The sequence below is a fragment of the uncultured Prevotella sp. genome (assembly GCF_946407605.1).
In the GTDB taxonomy this organism is placed as follows: domain Bacteria; phylum Bacteroidota; class Bacteroidia; order Bacteroidales; family Bacteroidaceae; genus Prevotella.
In genome coordinates, this window is the sequence record NZ_CAMJOS010000029.1 from 1 (window position 1) to 13,850 (window position 13,850).

General features: G+C 51.0%; 11 protein-coding genes. 5 read left to right on the forward strand and 6 right to left on the reverse strand.

Annotated elements, in window-relative coordinates:
• The coding region (locus tag Q0R57_RS11355; RefSeq protein WP_294747592.1) for a His/Gly/Thr/Pro-type tRNA ligase C-terminal domain-containing protein at positions 1 to 1,106 on the forward strand (1,106 nt) is incomplete at its 5' end.
• 75 nt (positions 1,107 to 1,181) lie between these two features.
• Here Q0R57_RS11355 and menA read toward each other — a convergent pair.
• Positions 1,182 to 2,093: a 1,4-dihydroxy-2-naphthoate octaprenyltransferase gene (gene menA, locus Q0R57_RS11360; protein ID WP_294747595.1), complete on the reverse strand. Its 912-nt coding sequence runs from the start codon at positions 2,091 to 2,093 to the stop codon at positions 1,182 to 1,184.
• 73 nt (positions 2,094 to 2,166) lie between these two features.
• Here menA and Q0R57_RS11365 point away from each other — a divergent pair, with 73 nt between their 5' ends.
• A complete protein-coding gene (locus Q0R57_RS11365; protein ID WP_294747598.1) occupies positions 2,167 to 2,805 on the forward strand; it encodes an HD domain-containing protein in 639 nt (212 codons plus the stop codon).
• A complete protein-coding gene (locus Q0R57_RS11370; protein ID WP_294747601.1) occupies positions 2,802 to 3,269 on the forward strand; it encodes a nucleoside deaminase in 468 nt (155 codons plus the stop codon). The genes Q0R57_RS11365 and Q0R57_RS11370 overlap by 4 nt, the downstream gene beginning before the upstream one ends.
• A 3-nt stretch (positions 3,270 to 3,272) precedes the next feature.
• On the opposite strand, the gene Q0R57_RS11375 is transcribed toward Q0R57_RS11370, so the two are convergent.
• From Q0R57_RS11375 to Q0R57_RS11390, 4 genes are all read right to left on the reverse strand, one after another.
• Positions 3,273 to 4,079, reverse strand: a complete 807-nt coding sequence (locus Q0R57_RS11375) for a hypothetical protein (protein ID WP_294747604.1) — start codon at positions 4,077 to 4,079, stop codon at positions 3,273 to 3,275.
• A gap of 14 nt (positions 4,080 to 4,093) precedes the next feature.
• Entirely contained in the window at positions 4,094 to 5,320 is a 1,227-nt protein-coding gene (locus Q0R57_RS11380) for a Na+/H+ antiporter NhaC family protein (protein ID WP_294747708.1), read from the reverse strand.
• A 106-nt stretch (positions 5,321 to 5,426) separates the two neighbouring features.
• Entirely contained in the window at positions 5,427 to 6,923 is a 1,497-nt protein-coding gene (locus Q0R57_RS11385; protein ID WP_294747607.1) for an altronate dehydratase family protein, read from the reverse strand.
• A 12-nt stretch (positions 6,924 to 6,935) separates the two neighbouring features.
• The gene (locus Q0R57_RS11390) at positions 6,936 to 8,003 is read right to left on the reverse strand and encodes a substrate-binding domain-containing protein (protein ID WP_294747610.1); all 1,068 of its coding nucleotides are present in this window, start codon (positions 8,001 to 8,003) and stop codon (positions 6,936 to 6,938) included.
• 121 nt (positions 8,004 to 8,124) lie between these two features.
• Here Q0R57_RS11390 and Q0R57_RS11395 point away from each other — a divergent pair, with 121 nt between their 5' ends.
• Both Q0R57_RS11395 and Q0R57_RS11400 read left to right on the forward strand, forming a co-directional pair.
• Positions 8,125 to 8,661 carry an HD domain-containing protein gene (locus Q0R57_RS11395; RefSeq protein ID WP_294747613.1) on the forward strand — a complete coding sequence of 179 codons (537 nt, stop codon included), beginning with the start codon at positions 8,125 to 8,127 and terminating at the stop codon, positions 8,659 to 8,661.
• 92 nt (positions 8,662 to 8,753) lie between these two features.
• Positions 8,754 to 11,591: a putative LPS assembly protein LptD gene (locus tag Q0R57_RS11400; RefSeq protein WP_294747619.1), complete on the forward strand. Its 2,838-nt coding sequence runs from the start codon at positions 8,754 to 8,756 to the stop codon at positions 11,589 to 11,591.
• Here Q0R57_RS11400 and Q0R57_RS11405 read toward each other — a convergent pair.
• On the reverse strand, positions 11,588 to 13,846 hold the full coding sequence (locus Q0R57_RS11405; protein WP_294747622.1) for a cation:proton antiporter: 2,259 nt from the start codon (positions 13,844 to 13,846) through the stop codon (positions 11,588 to 11,590). The genes Q0R57_RS11400 and Q0R57_RS11405 overlap by 4 nt on opposite strands.
• Between the last annotated feature and the right edge of the window lie 4 nt (positions 13,847 to 13,850).

Sequence of the window (13,850 nt, forward strand, 5' to 3'; positions counted from 1 at the left end):
CCTCAGAGACGATTATCTGGAACACCTATAAGAACTGGATTCAGTCGTGGCGCGATCTGCCCCTGATGTGCAACCAGTGGTGTAACGTGATGCGCTGGGAGATGCGCACTCGTCCTTTCCTGCGTACCTCAGAGTTCCTGTGGCAAGAAGGTCACACGGCTCACGCTACTCGCGAAGAGGCTGAAGAGGAAGCACAGAAGATGCTGAAGGTGTATGCCAAGTTTGCCGAGGAATGGATGGCAGTGCCCGTGATTCAGGGTGTGAAGAGTGAGACCGAGCGTTTCGCCGGTGCCCTCGACACTTATACCATCGAGGCTATGATGCAGGACGGCAAGGCGCTGCAGAGCGGTACCTCGCACTTCCTGGGTCAGAACTTTGCCAAGGCTTTCGACGTCACCTATCTTAATAAAGATAATAAGCCTGAGTATGTTTGGGCAACATCATGGGGTGTGAGCACTCGTCTGATTGGTGCCCTCATCATGACTCACTCTGACGATAACGGCTTGGTACTGCCTCCGCGTTTGGCTCCTATCCAGGTGGTGATTATTCCTATTGCTACCAAGCCCGAGCAGATGGAGCTGGTGAACAAAGAGGTGCAGCCTATCATCGAGAAGCTGCGTAAGGCTGGCATCAGCGTGAAGTTTGATGATGCCGATAACAAGCGTCCTGGATTTAAGTTCGCTGACTACGAGCTGAAGGGGGTACCCGTGCGCCTGGTACTGGGTGCTCGCGATCTGGAGAACGGCACCATCGAGGTGATGCGTCGCGACACGCTGGAGAAGGAGACTCGTCCTTTGGAGGGTATCGCAGAATACGTGGAGCAACTGCTGGAGGATATCCAGAAGAATATCTTCGAGAAGGCTAAGGCCTATCGTGACAGTCGTATCTACGAGTGCGAGAACTACGAGGAGTTTAAGGAGAAAGTGAAGGACGGTGGATTCTTCCTCTGCCACTGGGACGGCACTGCCGAGACCGAGGCTCAGATCAAGGAAGAGACGCAGGCCACCATCCGCTGTGTGCCCTTCGGCGTGGAGCAGACTCCTGGCGTGGACATGGTGACTGGCAAGCCCTCGAAGGCTCGCGTCATCATCGCAAGAAGCTATTAAGAGTTAATAGTTAATAGTTAAGAATTAAGAGTTCTTGGCTGAGCCAAGCGGCAAAGCCGAGCGAAGAAATAAGAATTAGAGGAGCAATCCGATACTGACAAGCAGCCCGTACATGAAAATGTTACGGGCTGTTTCGCCTAAACACTTGTTAAGTTCGCGTCCTTTCCAGATGCTGTTTATCTTCAGGAACGTGAGGACGTGGAGTACCAGATAGGCAAATGGCAGTATGAAAGCCCACCAGCGACCATTGATGCCGAAGACGATGCCAGCAAGGCAGGCCGTGATACCCACGCCCAGATAGAGACCAATGGAGGCTTTCTCGCCAATGCGCACCACTAAGGTGTTCTTGCCCACAGCCTTGTCAGTATCGCGGTCGCGAAAATTATTAACCAGCAACAAGGCGTCGATGACTAGTCCGCAGGCCAGCGAAGCAATGACGACCTCGGTGGTCACGGTGTGGAGCTGGATGTAATAGGTGACGCATACTGGCACGATGCCGAAAAACACGATTACCAGCACATCGCCCAGTCCTATATAAGAAAGGTGGGTGGTATAGAGAAAGCAGGCTACCACACAGAGCAGGCCTATGAGCAACATCTCCAAGCCGCCAAAGAACACCAAAGGCAGACCAACGAGGCAGCCTACACAAGTGACGGCGGCGATGGCATGCTTCATCTTATCAACGCTGATCCAACCCTGGGCACAGGCTCGCTCTGGTCCCAGTCGTGTCTCCTTGTCGTCGGTGCCCTTGGCATAGTCTATGAAGTCGTTGATCAGGTTGGCATCAATCTGCATGATAAAGGCGAACAGCAGACAGAGCACGGCGGGCAGGATCTTAAACACAGAATGCCCGTCGAGGGTGATATAGCCTTTCGAGTCGGTCCAGGCCAGCGCCAGACCTATCATCACGGGCACGGCGCAACCTGTCAGCGTCTTGGGACGAGCAGCCAGCAACCATGCTTTGAAAGAGTCTTTCTTTACTTCCATTTCACACTTTTTTCTAAAAACACTTGCAAAAGTAAATAATTTCCTGTATATTTGCAAACCAAACCTTAAAAAAATGATAGACAATAACTATGCAAGCCTTGATTTGGTGGAATTTATAGAGACTCAGATTCTGCCTCAGTATGCCAATTTCGATAAGGCACACAATCTGGAACATGTCACCCGAGTGATTCGCCGATCCATGGATTTGGCGCAGAAAACAGGGGCCGACAAGAACATGGTATATACCGTGGCGGCCTATCACGATGCGGGCATGTCGGGCCCCAGGGCCATTCATCATATCACTGGCGGAAAAATTCTGGCCAGCGACGCGCGACTGAAGAAATGGTTCTCGGCTGAGCAGATCAAGATCATGAAAGAAGCCATTGAGGACCATCGCGCCTCTGCATCGCGTGCACCACGTAGTCTCTACGGAAAGATTGTGGCCGAGGCCGACAGGGACATCGTGCCCGAGGTGGTGTTTCAGCGTACCGTGCAGTTCGGCATGGCCAACTATCCTGAGATGAGCAAAGAGGAACACTGGCAGCGATTCCAGAAACACATGGACGAGAAATACTCGGTCAACGGCTATATCCGCCTGTGGATTCCTGGCTCGCCCAACGAGGAACGACTCAAGGAACTGCGTAATATCATTGCCAATACCACCTTGCTGAGAGAACAGTTTGAGAAATATTATAATCAAGAGAAGATATGACAAACAAAGAATTAATGCGACGTGCCATTGAGCTTTCGAAGCAGAGCGTAAGAAATGGCGGAGGACCGTTCGGAGCTGTCATAGCCCGTAATGGAGAGATTGTGGCCGAGGGCTCTAACTGCGTAACCATCGACTGTGATCCTACGGCCCATGCTGAGGTGTCTACCATTCGTAAGGCCTGCAAGGCGCTGGGCACCTTCGACCTCTCTGGCTGCGAGATATTCACCTCGTGCGAGCCCTGTCCAATGTGCTTCGGTGCCATCTACTGGGCCCATCTCGATAAAATCTATATGGGCAACGACCGCAAGGATGCTGCCAAGATTGGTTTCGACGATGACTTCATCTATCAGGAGATAGCCCTAAGCGCCGAGCAGCGCAAAAAGCCGTCGGAGGTCCTGCTGCGCGAAGAGGCGCTGGAGGCCTTTAAGATGTGGGACGAGAAAGAGGATAAGACGGAGTATTAACCGCTATTCCTCGATGTTGGTCAGCGACTTTGCAAACGAGGTGAACAGCTGGCTCACGCTGTCTAAGGGATTATAACGGAAGAAGCGTGCCGAGCGCCGTGCACTCCATACCAGCGCCGAGGTGTTGCTGGTGCGCACAAAGATATTATCGCCCTGCGACAGAACCCATTGCTCGCGACCATGAGGTACTGACGAGGCGATGGCCTCTACCTGATTGATAAAGCGCGAGGTCTGACAGTCAAAGGGGAGTTCTTCCAGCATGACACCCATGAGGGTCACCAGAAGGGCTCCCTCTAATTGTACCATCTGGCCAAGGTGCAGCTTGCTGATGCCTTTCTTGATAATGTCGCGTTTGGTCTTGCTGCCTTGTTCGCGTATCAGCTCACCCAAGGCCAACAGTTGTTTAATCCAGTAGTCATCGGTGAGCAGTGTCCCTGCCAACTGCGCCATCGCCTCAAGAATGCGGTATTCTATGGTGCTGACGCCAATCTCTTCGGCAATGTCTTTCAATCGTTTGTTGATGCGCTGGTTGACTTTCGACAGGTCGGCAGACTTCTGTTCTTCTTGCTGCTGGCGTCGTACTGAGGCCTTCTCCGCCCATTCAGCACGGAAGTCAGCAGGGATGATCTCCACGAAAAACTGATTGCTGAGCACTTCGAGACCCTCGTAGGCCTCGGCCTCTACGCCATGCGCCATTGACAACTGCAGGGCTTTTCGCCACTTGCATACTGACATGGGTTCTACCATGTCCTGCTGGCCAAAGGCTCCTGCTCGCAGCAGACGGAAGAAATTACGCGTGATGACATCCATGGGCTAACTGTGTTTTATGAATAACGACGGGGATAACGGAATAGGATGGCCAAAAGGGCTGCCACGCCAATGGCCATAGGATAATAGAGACGGGGCACGATGGCGATGGGGTTGATGCTGGCCAGTCCTGCAGCCATGAGAATCTGGGCGCCATAGGGCAGCAAGCCTTGCACGGCGCACGAGAACGTGTCGAGCAACGAGGCACATTTCCTCGGGTCAATCTTAAATTGCTGGCCAATATTCCGGGCTATGCCGCCCACGGTAATGATGGCCACCGTATTGTTGGCAGTACACAGGTTGACGATGCTCACTAGCAGGGCGATAACCAACTCGCCGCCACGTTTGCTGTTGACGTGGCTTGTCAGTCGACTAATAATGAAGTTAATACCGCCATTATGCTTGATCATCTGAAGCAGGCCACCAGCCAACATGGTGATGATAATCAGTTCGCCCATCGACATGATGCCGTCGCCCATGGCTCCTAACCATCCGAAGAAGGTGAATGAGCCGTCAGAGAGACCGATGATGCCTGTCAGTATAATGCCTAACGTCAGCACAATCATCACGTTGAGTCCTACCACGGCGGTGATGATGACAGCCAGATAGGGCACCACCTTCCAGAACTCGATGGACGATGCTGCCGAGGTGGCCTCGACATCCTTGCCTAAATAGAAATAGACAGCTAACAGAATGAGTGCAGCTGGCGCCACAATAAAGGAGTTGACGCGAAACTTATCGCTGGTCTTACAACCTTGCGTCTGTGTGGCTATAATAGTGGTGTCGGAGATGAAGGACAGGTTGTCGCCAAAGAACGAACCGCCCACCACGATGGCGATGACCATAGCTAAGTCGGCTCCAGTCTGCGAGGCCACGCCAGCGGCAATAGGCGTCAGAGCCACGATGGTGCCTACTGAGGTGCCAATGGATAACGAGATGAAACATGCCGCCAGGAAGAGTCCCGCCAGCAGCATTTGTTCTGGCAATAGCGAGATAGTCAGGTTGACGGTGGCATCGATGGCTCCCATCACTTTGGCCGAATTGGCAAAAGCGCCAGCAAGAATAAAAATCCATATCATCAGCATCATCTCCGCCGTGGCTGCTCCACGACTGAAGATGTTGATGCGGTGAATCAGTTTACCCTTGGTGATGGCTATGGCGTAGATGCCGGCAGCGAGAAAAGCCACGGTGATAGGCACTTTGTAGAAGTCGCGGGCAATGATGCTCGTAACCAGATAAAGCATTACAAATACCAGCAAAGGAGACAATGCCAGCAAGCCTTTTCCTTCCGTTATTCTCTTTTCGTTATTCACTTTGAACTTTAGAATAGTCTGCTCTCGCAGCCTTTCACTATAGTGTTACGCCATTCTTGAATATAGAAATCTCGCGATAATCGTTTTCCTCGTTGCGGGCCTTCTCGCCAGAGGCAACGGCCAGGACCTTGTCGATAAACTCGGGCACTAATTCCTGCATGGTGCGACCCTCTATGAGTTGTCCTGCAGAGAAGTCAACCCATTGCGGCTTGCGCTGGGCGAGGGTAGGGTTGGTGGCAATCTTCATGGTGGGCACAAAGGTGCCGAAAGGCGTGCCGCGACCTGTGGTAAAGAGTACTAAATGACAACCGCAAGAGGCCAGCGCCGTGGCTGCCACGAGGTCGTTGCCAGGAGCCGACAGCAGATTGAGTCCTGTGGCTTGCAGACGGTCGCCATATTCCATGACGCCGCTGACAGGAGCGCGACCGCACTTCTGTGTGCATCCCAGAGCTTTGTCCTCAAGTGTGGAGATGCCGCCAGCCTTGTTTCCAGGGCTTGGGTTCTCGCCTACGGGTTCGCCATGACTAAGGAAATACTCTTTGAAGTTATTGATCATCGAGACCGTCTGATTAAAAAGCTCTGGGGTCTCGCAACGGTTCATGAGGATGGTCTCGGCACCAAACATCTCGGGCACCTCGGTCAGCACACTCGTGCCGCCCTGAGCCACCAGCCAATCGCTGAACTCACCCACAAGAGGGTTGGCGGTAATGCCGCTGAAGCCATCGCTACCTCCGCATTTCAGACCTACTCTCAGCTTTGATACAGGTACTTCTTCGCGTTTGTCGTTCTTGGCTATATTATATAGTTCGCGTAGTATCTGCATGCCGGCTTCTACCTCGTCGCCCTCCACCTTCTGGGTTACCAGCAGTCGGATGCGCTTCTGGTCATAGTCGCCCAGCATCTTCATGAAGTCGTCGGGTTGGTTGTTCTCACAGCCTAAGCCCAGTACTAGCACACCACCAGCATTAGGATGCAGCACAATGTCGCGAAGCACCTTGCGAGTATTCTCGTGGTCGCCACTCAACTGCGAGCAGCCATAGTTATGGTGCCAGCAATAGACAGCATCCACACCGCGGCCTTGTGTCTCTTCGCGTAGTTGTTTGGCCAGGCGCTCAGCAATGCCGTTGACGCATCCCACAGTTGGAACAATCCATATCTCGTTGCGAATGCCAACGTCGCCATTCTTGCGTACATAACCCTTAAACGTTCTATTTTCTTTTTTGATATTAAGTTTCTCGGCTACAGGAGAATATGTATACTCGAGCGTTCCAGAAAGATTGGTCTTCAGATTGTGCTCGTTAACCCAATCGCCAGCCTTCATATCCTTCAGCGCATGACCAATGGGGTAACCATATTTAATGATGTCCTCACCCTCCTTTACATCGCTTATCAGCACCTTGTGGCCTGCAGGAATATCTTCTGCCAGCACCACTTGTTTGCCATCAGCCTCGATGATGTCCCCCTTTTTCTTGTCGACGAGACAGACCACCACCGAGTCGGCGGGGTTAATCTTAAGATACGTTTTTAAAGTCATGGGCTGTCTTTATCATATATTGATTCGTCTGTAGAACTCAATGTTCTCCTTTGTCAGCAACTCGATAGGCATATAGTTTACTGGCGTCACCTCTTTCTTCAGCACGATGGCCAGGAAGAGCGTCTCCACACAGGCATAGCCTTGCATATAGGCGTGCTGGGCAATGAGGAACGAGATGCTGCCTCTGCGCACACACTCTTCGTTCTTAGGCACTACATCGTAACCCATAATCTGCACGTTGCGCCTATTGGTGCGCAACAGGAACTCGCCCACCAGATGGGCTTTCGAGTTGAAGGTGATGCAATGGTGAATATGTGGGTGCGAGGTGAAGAACTCCTCGAGAATCTTGTCGAACTTTGCCTTGGGCTCGCCCAGCGGCAGGTTCACTTCGGTAATAGTAATCTCAGGGAAGTGGTCGCGCATATAATGACGGAAGCCCGTTTCACGGTTCGACTGCTGTTTAGAGCCTACATGACCGTCTTTCAACTGCTTCATCATCATGATTTCCTTTTCCTTCGATGCAATGAGCATCATCATGCGGGCTGCGAAATAGCCACTCTGGAAAGAGTCCTGTCCGAAGAATGCCAACGGCTTCAAGTCGGGCAGGTAGGAGTCGAGCAGGATGAATGGGATGTTGCGTTCGCTCAACTGATCAGTAAAGTTTCGGGTTATCTCCAGTTTTGCAGGCACCACGATGACACCATCGGGATTCTCGTTCAGGCAAACCTGGGCGGCCTGTTCGAACGAAGGGCCGTTGAAACGCTCGTAATACAGCAACTTGAGTGAGACGTGGAAGTCACGTCGACGGGCTGTTGCTGCTTTAACGCCCTGTTCAATCTCGTCCCAGTAGGCCTCACTATCGTGCATCGGAATGATGCAATAAAAGGTATAGTCCTTATTATATGCCAATGCCGAGGCATAGACATTGGGTTGATAATCCATTTCGGCAAGTGCCTGTTCTACTTTCTCTCGTGCTGCTTTCGACACGTTTGGTCTCTCGTGCAGCACACGGTCCACGGTGCCCACTGACACGCCTGCCCGTTCTGCGATATCCTTAATCCTAATCTTATCAGTTGCCATAATACTTGGTAATTTTGTGCAAAGGTACAAATATCATATCAAAATACCAAAGAAATTGTCAATTATCAATTGTCGATTATCAATTATTTTGTACCTTTGCAAAAAATATTCAAGAATACAAATGGATTATCAAGCAATTATCGACAAATATTATCCCGAAGACGATGACCTAAAGCGCCTGTTACTGTTGCATTCACGACAGGTGGCGGACAAGTGCTTAGCGTTGTGTGAGAAACATCCTGAATTAGCATTAGACAATACCTTTGTGGAAGAGGCTGCCATGCTCCACGACATTGGCATTCGTTGGTGTCATGCCCCTTCCATCTTTTGCGTGGGTGACCAACATTATATTCGTCATGGACTGATTGGCGGTGAACTGTTGCGACAGGAGGGGCTTCCACGTCATGCTCAGGTTTGCGAGCGACATACTGGCACAGGACTCACCAAGGAGCAGATTGTCAGTCAGCAATTGCCTCTTCCTGCTGAGAATTATACGCCTGTGACCCTGGAAGAACAACTGATTTGCTATGCCGACAAGTTCTTTTCCAAGTCGAAGCCTGAGCGCGTATTGACGGTAGAGCAGGCGGCCCAAAGCCTTGAGAAATTCGGCCAAGATGGTGTGGAGAAATTCCTGCAATGGGCTGAAATGTTTGAGTAGAGTGGGACCAAACGGGTAAAAAACGTTAAAGAGTATGTATTATCAGCATGCACCACTCCAAAAACTCCTAACTTTTTCGTAATTTTGCAGCCGTGAAACGCAAGTCGGTCATATTTTTACTGCTTTCCGTCTTCCTTTGTGTGATGGCGGGCGTACCGTCGGCACCGGTTCAAGATGACAATACCCAGGTGGCGTTGTCTGACTCGTTGTCGCTTCCCGACTCGTTGTTTAAGTCTGACTCTCTCGCTGTAGATACCACGCTAATGGACTCACTCCATCTGGCCATTTATAAGCGTAATAAAGCCATCGATGACTCGTTGGCGCTCGACAGCATCAACCGCACCAAGAAAAACGGTATTGATTCGCCTGTGCAGTTCTCGGCCGACGACTCGCTGGTCTATGTGGCCTCGTCGGGCATGTCGTTCCTCTACGGCAACTCGCATGTCACCTATCAGAACATGGATCTGCGTAGCGAGAATATTTATATGTGTATGGACTCTTCGCTGGTTCATGCCACTGGTGCTCGCGACAGTCTAGGCACGCTCTACGGAAATCCCGTGTTTAAGATGGGTAGCGACACCTATGAGAGCGACACGATGGCCTTTAACTTCAAGACTAAGAAGGGCTTGATTCAGCAAGTATATACTGAGCAGGAAGACGGCTACCTCACCAGCGAACTGTCGAAGCGTGGCGCCAATGGCGAGTTATACCTGCAGCATGGTAAATACACCACTTGCGACGAACCTCATCCCGATTTCTACCTGGCACTCTCGCGAGCCAAGGTGCGTCCTGGCAAGGATGTGGTGTTCGGTCCTGCCTATCTCGTGGTTTGCGACGTGCCCTTGCCGCTGGCCATCCCCTACGGTTTCTTCCCCTTTACCAAGAGTTATAGTAGTGGATTCATCATGCCTACCTATGGCGACGAAACAGAGCGTGGCTTCTATTTGCGCGATGGTGGCTATTATTTTGCCCTGTCCGACAAGATGGACCTGAAGGTATTGGGTGAGATTTATACCAAGGGCTCATGGGCTGTCAGCACCCAAAGCAACTACCGCAAGCGCTACAAGTACAATGGTGCCTTCTATGCCAGTTATCAGAACTCGGTGACTGGCGAGAAGAATATGCCCGACTATTCTAAACAGACCAGCTTCAAGATTCAATGGAGCCACCGGCAGGATGCCAAGGCCAATCCTTATTCCAACCTCTCGGCATCGGTCAACTTCGCCACTAGTAGCTACGAGCGTAACAACCTCTCGTCAATGTACAACCCACAGTCGCTCACGCAATCTACGCGTACTTCGTCTGTCAGCTATAGCACCAAGTTCTCGAGCATAGGCATGTCGCTTAGCACCACCATGAACTTGAATCAGAACATGCGTGACTCGACTATCGCTATGACAATGCCCGACCTCAACATCTCCATTGCGCGCTTCTATCCTTTCCGCCGCAAGAAGATGGCTGGTGAACAAAAATGGTACGAGAAAATCTCACTCTCATATACGGGACGACTCAGCAACAGCATCTCAACAAAAGAAGACAAGTTGATGCACTCTAGTCTGACGCGAGACTGGAACAATGGTATGCAGCATACCATCCCCGTCAGCGCCAACTTCACTGTGCTGAACTATATCAACCTCAACGCTACGTTCAACTTCACCGACCGCACCTATTTCCGCAAGACCATGCAGTCGTGGGATGGCTCTAAAGTGGTCAACGATACCGTTTATGGTCTATATAACATCTATAACTGGTCTATGTCGCTCAGCGCATCGACCAAGCTCTATGGCTTCCTCAAGCCTGGACCGAAGTTCCTCAAGGGTAAGATTTATGCTATCCGTCACCTCGTCACCCCACAGGTGTCGTTTACCTATGCCCCTGACTTCAGCACCTCGCGCTATGGCTATTACGAAACCTATCAGAGAACCAATGCCGACGGTAGCGTCTCGCTTGTAGAATACTCGCCCTATGCAGGTCAACTCTATGGCGTGCCTGGTAAGGGTAAGACGGGAAGTATCTCATGGGATATCTCGAACAACTTGGAGATGAAGATGTACGACCGTAACGACTCGCTGAAGAAAATATATCTGATTGACGAGTTGGGCTTATCAATGAGTTATAACATGGCAGCAAAGATTCGTCCTTGGAGTGACCTTTCTACACGTTTGCGCTTGAAGCTCTCAAAGAACTACACCTTCAACATGAATGCTGTCTTTGCCAGCTATGTATATGAGGCCGACTCCGTGGGAGCAACACCACGCGTCAGCGAGCACACTACCTATTGGGAACAAGGTAAGATAGGTCGTTTTCAGGGCATGTCGCAAAACCTGTCATACACCATCACCAACGATAAAATCAGCAGCATCATCAAGTGGCTCAAAGGTGAGCGTGACGATAAGAAAAATAATAATAATCGTAACAACCGCGACAACAACAAAGACGATGATGACGATATCGACATCGACTCGAACCTCGACAAGGACCTTGAGGCTGGCAAGCATGGAGCCAGGAAAGAGAACGCAGGCAAGGCCGATACAGACGAGGACGGCTTTATGAAATATACTTGTCCTTGGTCGCTGAGTTTTGGTTATGGTATCACGATGCGTGAGGATACCGACCGCAGCAAGTTCAACTACAATACCATGCGCTATCCCTATAAGTTTACGCAGAACCTGAACATGAGTGGAAATATCCGCCTCTCCGATGGCTGGAACATCTCCTTCTCCTCAGGTTACGACTTTGAGAACAAAAAGATATCAATGACCACCGCCTCGCTGGGGCGTGACCTCCATTGCTTTAACATGTCATGTTCTGTTGTGCTTGCGCCTTATACCAGTTACAACTTCTCCTTCCGTTGTAACGCTTCCACCCTTACCGATGCCTTGAAATACGACAAGCGCTCATCGTATTCCAATGCCGTACAATGGTATTAATGCTTTTTCGCCTTTACCAGCAGGTCGAGGTCATCCTGTTCACCTACAATCCATAGAATGTCGCCTTCTTCAAACTGACGGGTAGGAGGTACTGAAGAGAGGTTCTCCTTACCTTCTTCAAGTCCTACGACCATGCAGTTATAATGACGGCGGATGGCACTCTGCTCAAGCGTCTTGCCAATGAAGGGACTGTCAGCACCAATGATGAACTGGCGCAACTTCATCTCACGTTTTTCAAGTTCGGTATCGCTGCCTATGACCTCAGTCTCAAGGGCGTTGCGGAACTTTGTGAGCTGATCGTCACTGCCAATAGCCTGTAGTTTGTCACCTGGGTAGATAATATAGTCGCCATCGGGAATGTTAAGTCGGCAACCGCCACGCAGGATGCTGCTGATATGTACACCATATTTGCGACCAAGGCTGAGCTGGCGCAGTGTGCAGCCCATCCAGCGGGAGTTGACAGGCACGTCGAAATCGGCAATATGTATATCGCGGTCCAGTAGTTTGCCCTCGTAAAGTGGCTTCTTCTTACCGAGTACCTGAGCCTCAATGTCGCGTGAGCGCAGGTTATTGATAAATAGTCGTTCCAACAGGATACTACGGCGTTTGATGCCTCTAGACATAATGATAAGGACAACAGCTATCACGCCGATGGTGATAAGCAGGGCTGGGCCGAAGTTGGTGAGATACTGCACAACGTAGAACACGAAGTTGACAGCGATGAGCATGCGAATCAGGATGGTGAAGATAAGTGGCGGACGATTACGATTGCTCTCGTGCCACAGTGCCTTGAACTCTTCGCTGTGGTTCTTTTTCATTACCATGGCCCGCAGGAATGGTGAGATAATCAGGATGGTGGCGCAGCCAGTGATAGCGAGTCCATACCAATGGTCAAGGAAAATGCGCATGATGAAGGGATGGAACACAGTGAGCATGACAACGATGACTGCAGTGGAAAGGATGGCATAGATCAGCGTGTTGACGGCCATCTGCGCGAGCAAACGTTTCCATTTGCTTTGTTCGTTAGTGTTAGGATGGCTCATCGATAGGTGGTTGAGTGACGTAATGAGCCGCTTTGGCAACCTGTGCTCCAACGCATTATAAGCCGGCGTGGCAAGCCGTATCATGTAAGGTGTGAGAAATGTTGTTATGACGGATACGGCCACCACAACCGGATATAGGAAATCGCCAATGACACCCAGCGACAGGCCGAGCGAGGCGATGATAAACGAGAACTCACCAATCTGCGCCATGGAGAAACCACAACGCATGGCTGACTTGAGCGACTCGCCGCCCAGGAGGAACGAGAATGAGCCGAAGATGGCCTGCCCCACGATGATGGTCATGACGAGCACAAAGATGGGTAGGGCGTAATCGACCAATATTTGCGGATCAACCAACATACCTACCGACACGAAGAAGATGGCTCCAAAGAGGTTCTTCACTGGCTCCACCAATTTTTCTATACGCTCGGCCTCGATAGTCTCAGCCAGTATGCTGCCCATGATAAAGGCACCGAAAGCCGATGAGAAGCCTACCTCGGTAGAGACCACCGCCATAGCACAGCATAGACCAAGCGACACGATGAGCAGCACTTCGCTATTGATGAGCTTGCGCACACGACGTAGAAACAGCGGAATGGCAAAGATGCCAACCACCAGCCATAATACCAGGAAGAACCCAATCTTTATGACAGACTCCAGCATTTGACCGCTGTCGGGACTGTTGCCGCTTGCAATGGCACTCAGCATCACCATCATCACGATGGCGAGGATATCCTCGAGAATGAGCACACTCATCACCAGACTGGCAAACTGCTGCTGGCGCAGACCCAAGTCGTCGAAAGCCTTATATATAATAGTGGTGGAACTCATGGCGAGCATACCGCCAAGGAAGATGCAGTTCATTTTGGACCATCCAAATGTATGACCAACAATGACGCCCAGCATGCCCATAGCGAAGATGATGCACACCACGGAGATGATGGGTGAAGCACCCATCTTCAGAATCTTCTTAAATGAGAAGTCGAGTCCCAACGAGAACAGCAGGAACATAACGCCGATGTCGGCCCACAGGTGGATGTTTGAGGTATCTACGACGGAAGCCGTGTAGGGCATGTGGGGCGACACGAGGAAGCCAGCCACGATATAACCCAACACCAATGGCTGCTTGAGCCATTTGAAGACTATCGTTACCACGCCGGCCATCATCAATATCAGCGCCAGGTCGCGTATCATCGTAGGGAGTTCTGCCATCTCG

What these genes read in the sequence shown, in the direction of transcription:
- menA (WP_294747595.1), bottom strand. Translation starts at nt 2,093, where the DNA reads ATGGAAGTAAAGAAAGACTCTTTCAAAGCATGGTTGCTGGCTGCTCGT.
- Q0R57_RS11365 (WP_294747598.1), top strand. Translation starts at nt 2,167, where the DNA reads ATGATAGACAATAACTATGCAAGCCTTGATTTGGTGGAATTTATAGAG.
- Q0R57_RS11370 (WP_294747601.1), top strand. Translation starts at nt 2,802, where the DNA reads ATGACAAACAAAGAATTAATGCGACGTGCCATTGAGCTTTCGAAGCAG.
- Q0R57_RS11375 (WP_294747604.1), bottom strand. Translation starts at nt 4,079, where the DNA reads ATGGATGTCATCACGCGTAATTTCTTCCGTCTGCTGCGAGCAGGAGCC.
- Q0R57_RS11380 (WP_294747708.1), bottom strand. Translation starts at nt 5,320, where the DNA reads ATGCTTTATCTGGTTACGAGCATCATTGCCCGCGACTTCTACAAAGTG.
- Q0R57_RS11385 (WP_294747607.1), bottom strand. Translation starts at nt 6,923, where the DNA reads ATGACTTTAAAAACGTATCTTAAGATTAACCCCGCCGACTCGGTGGTG.
- Q0R57_RS11390 (WP_294747610.1), bottom strand. Translation starts at nt 8,003, where the DNA reads ATGGCAACTGATAAGATTAGGATTAAGGATATCGCAGAACGGGCAGGC.
- Q0R57_RS11395 (WP_294747613.1), top strand. Translation starts at nt 8,125, where the DNA reads ATGGATTATCAAGCAATTATCGACAAATATTATCCCGAAGACGATGAC.
- Q0R57_RS11405 (WP_294747622.1), bottom strand. Translation starts at nt 13,846, where the DNA reads ATGGCAGAACTCCCTACGATGATACGCGACCTGGCGCTGATATTGATG.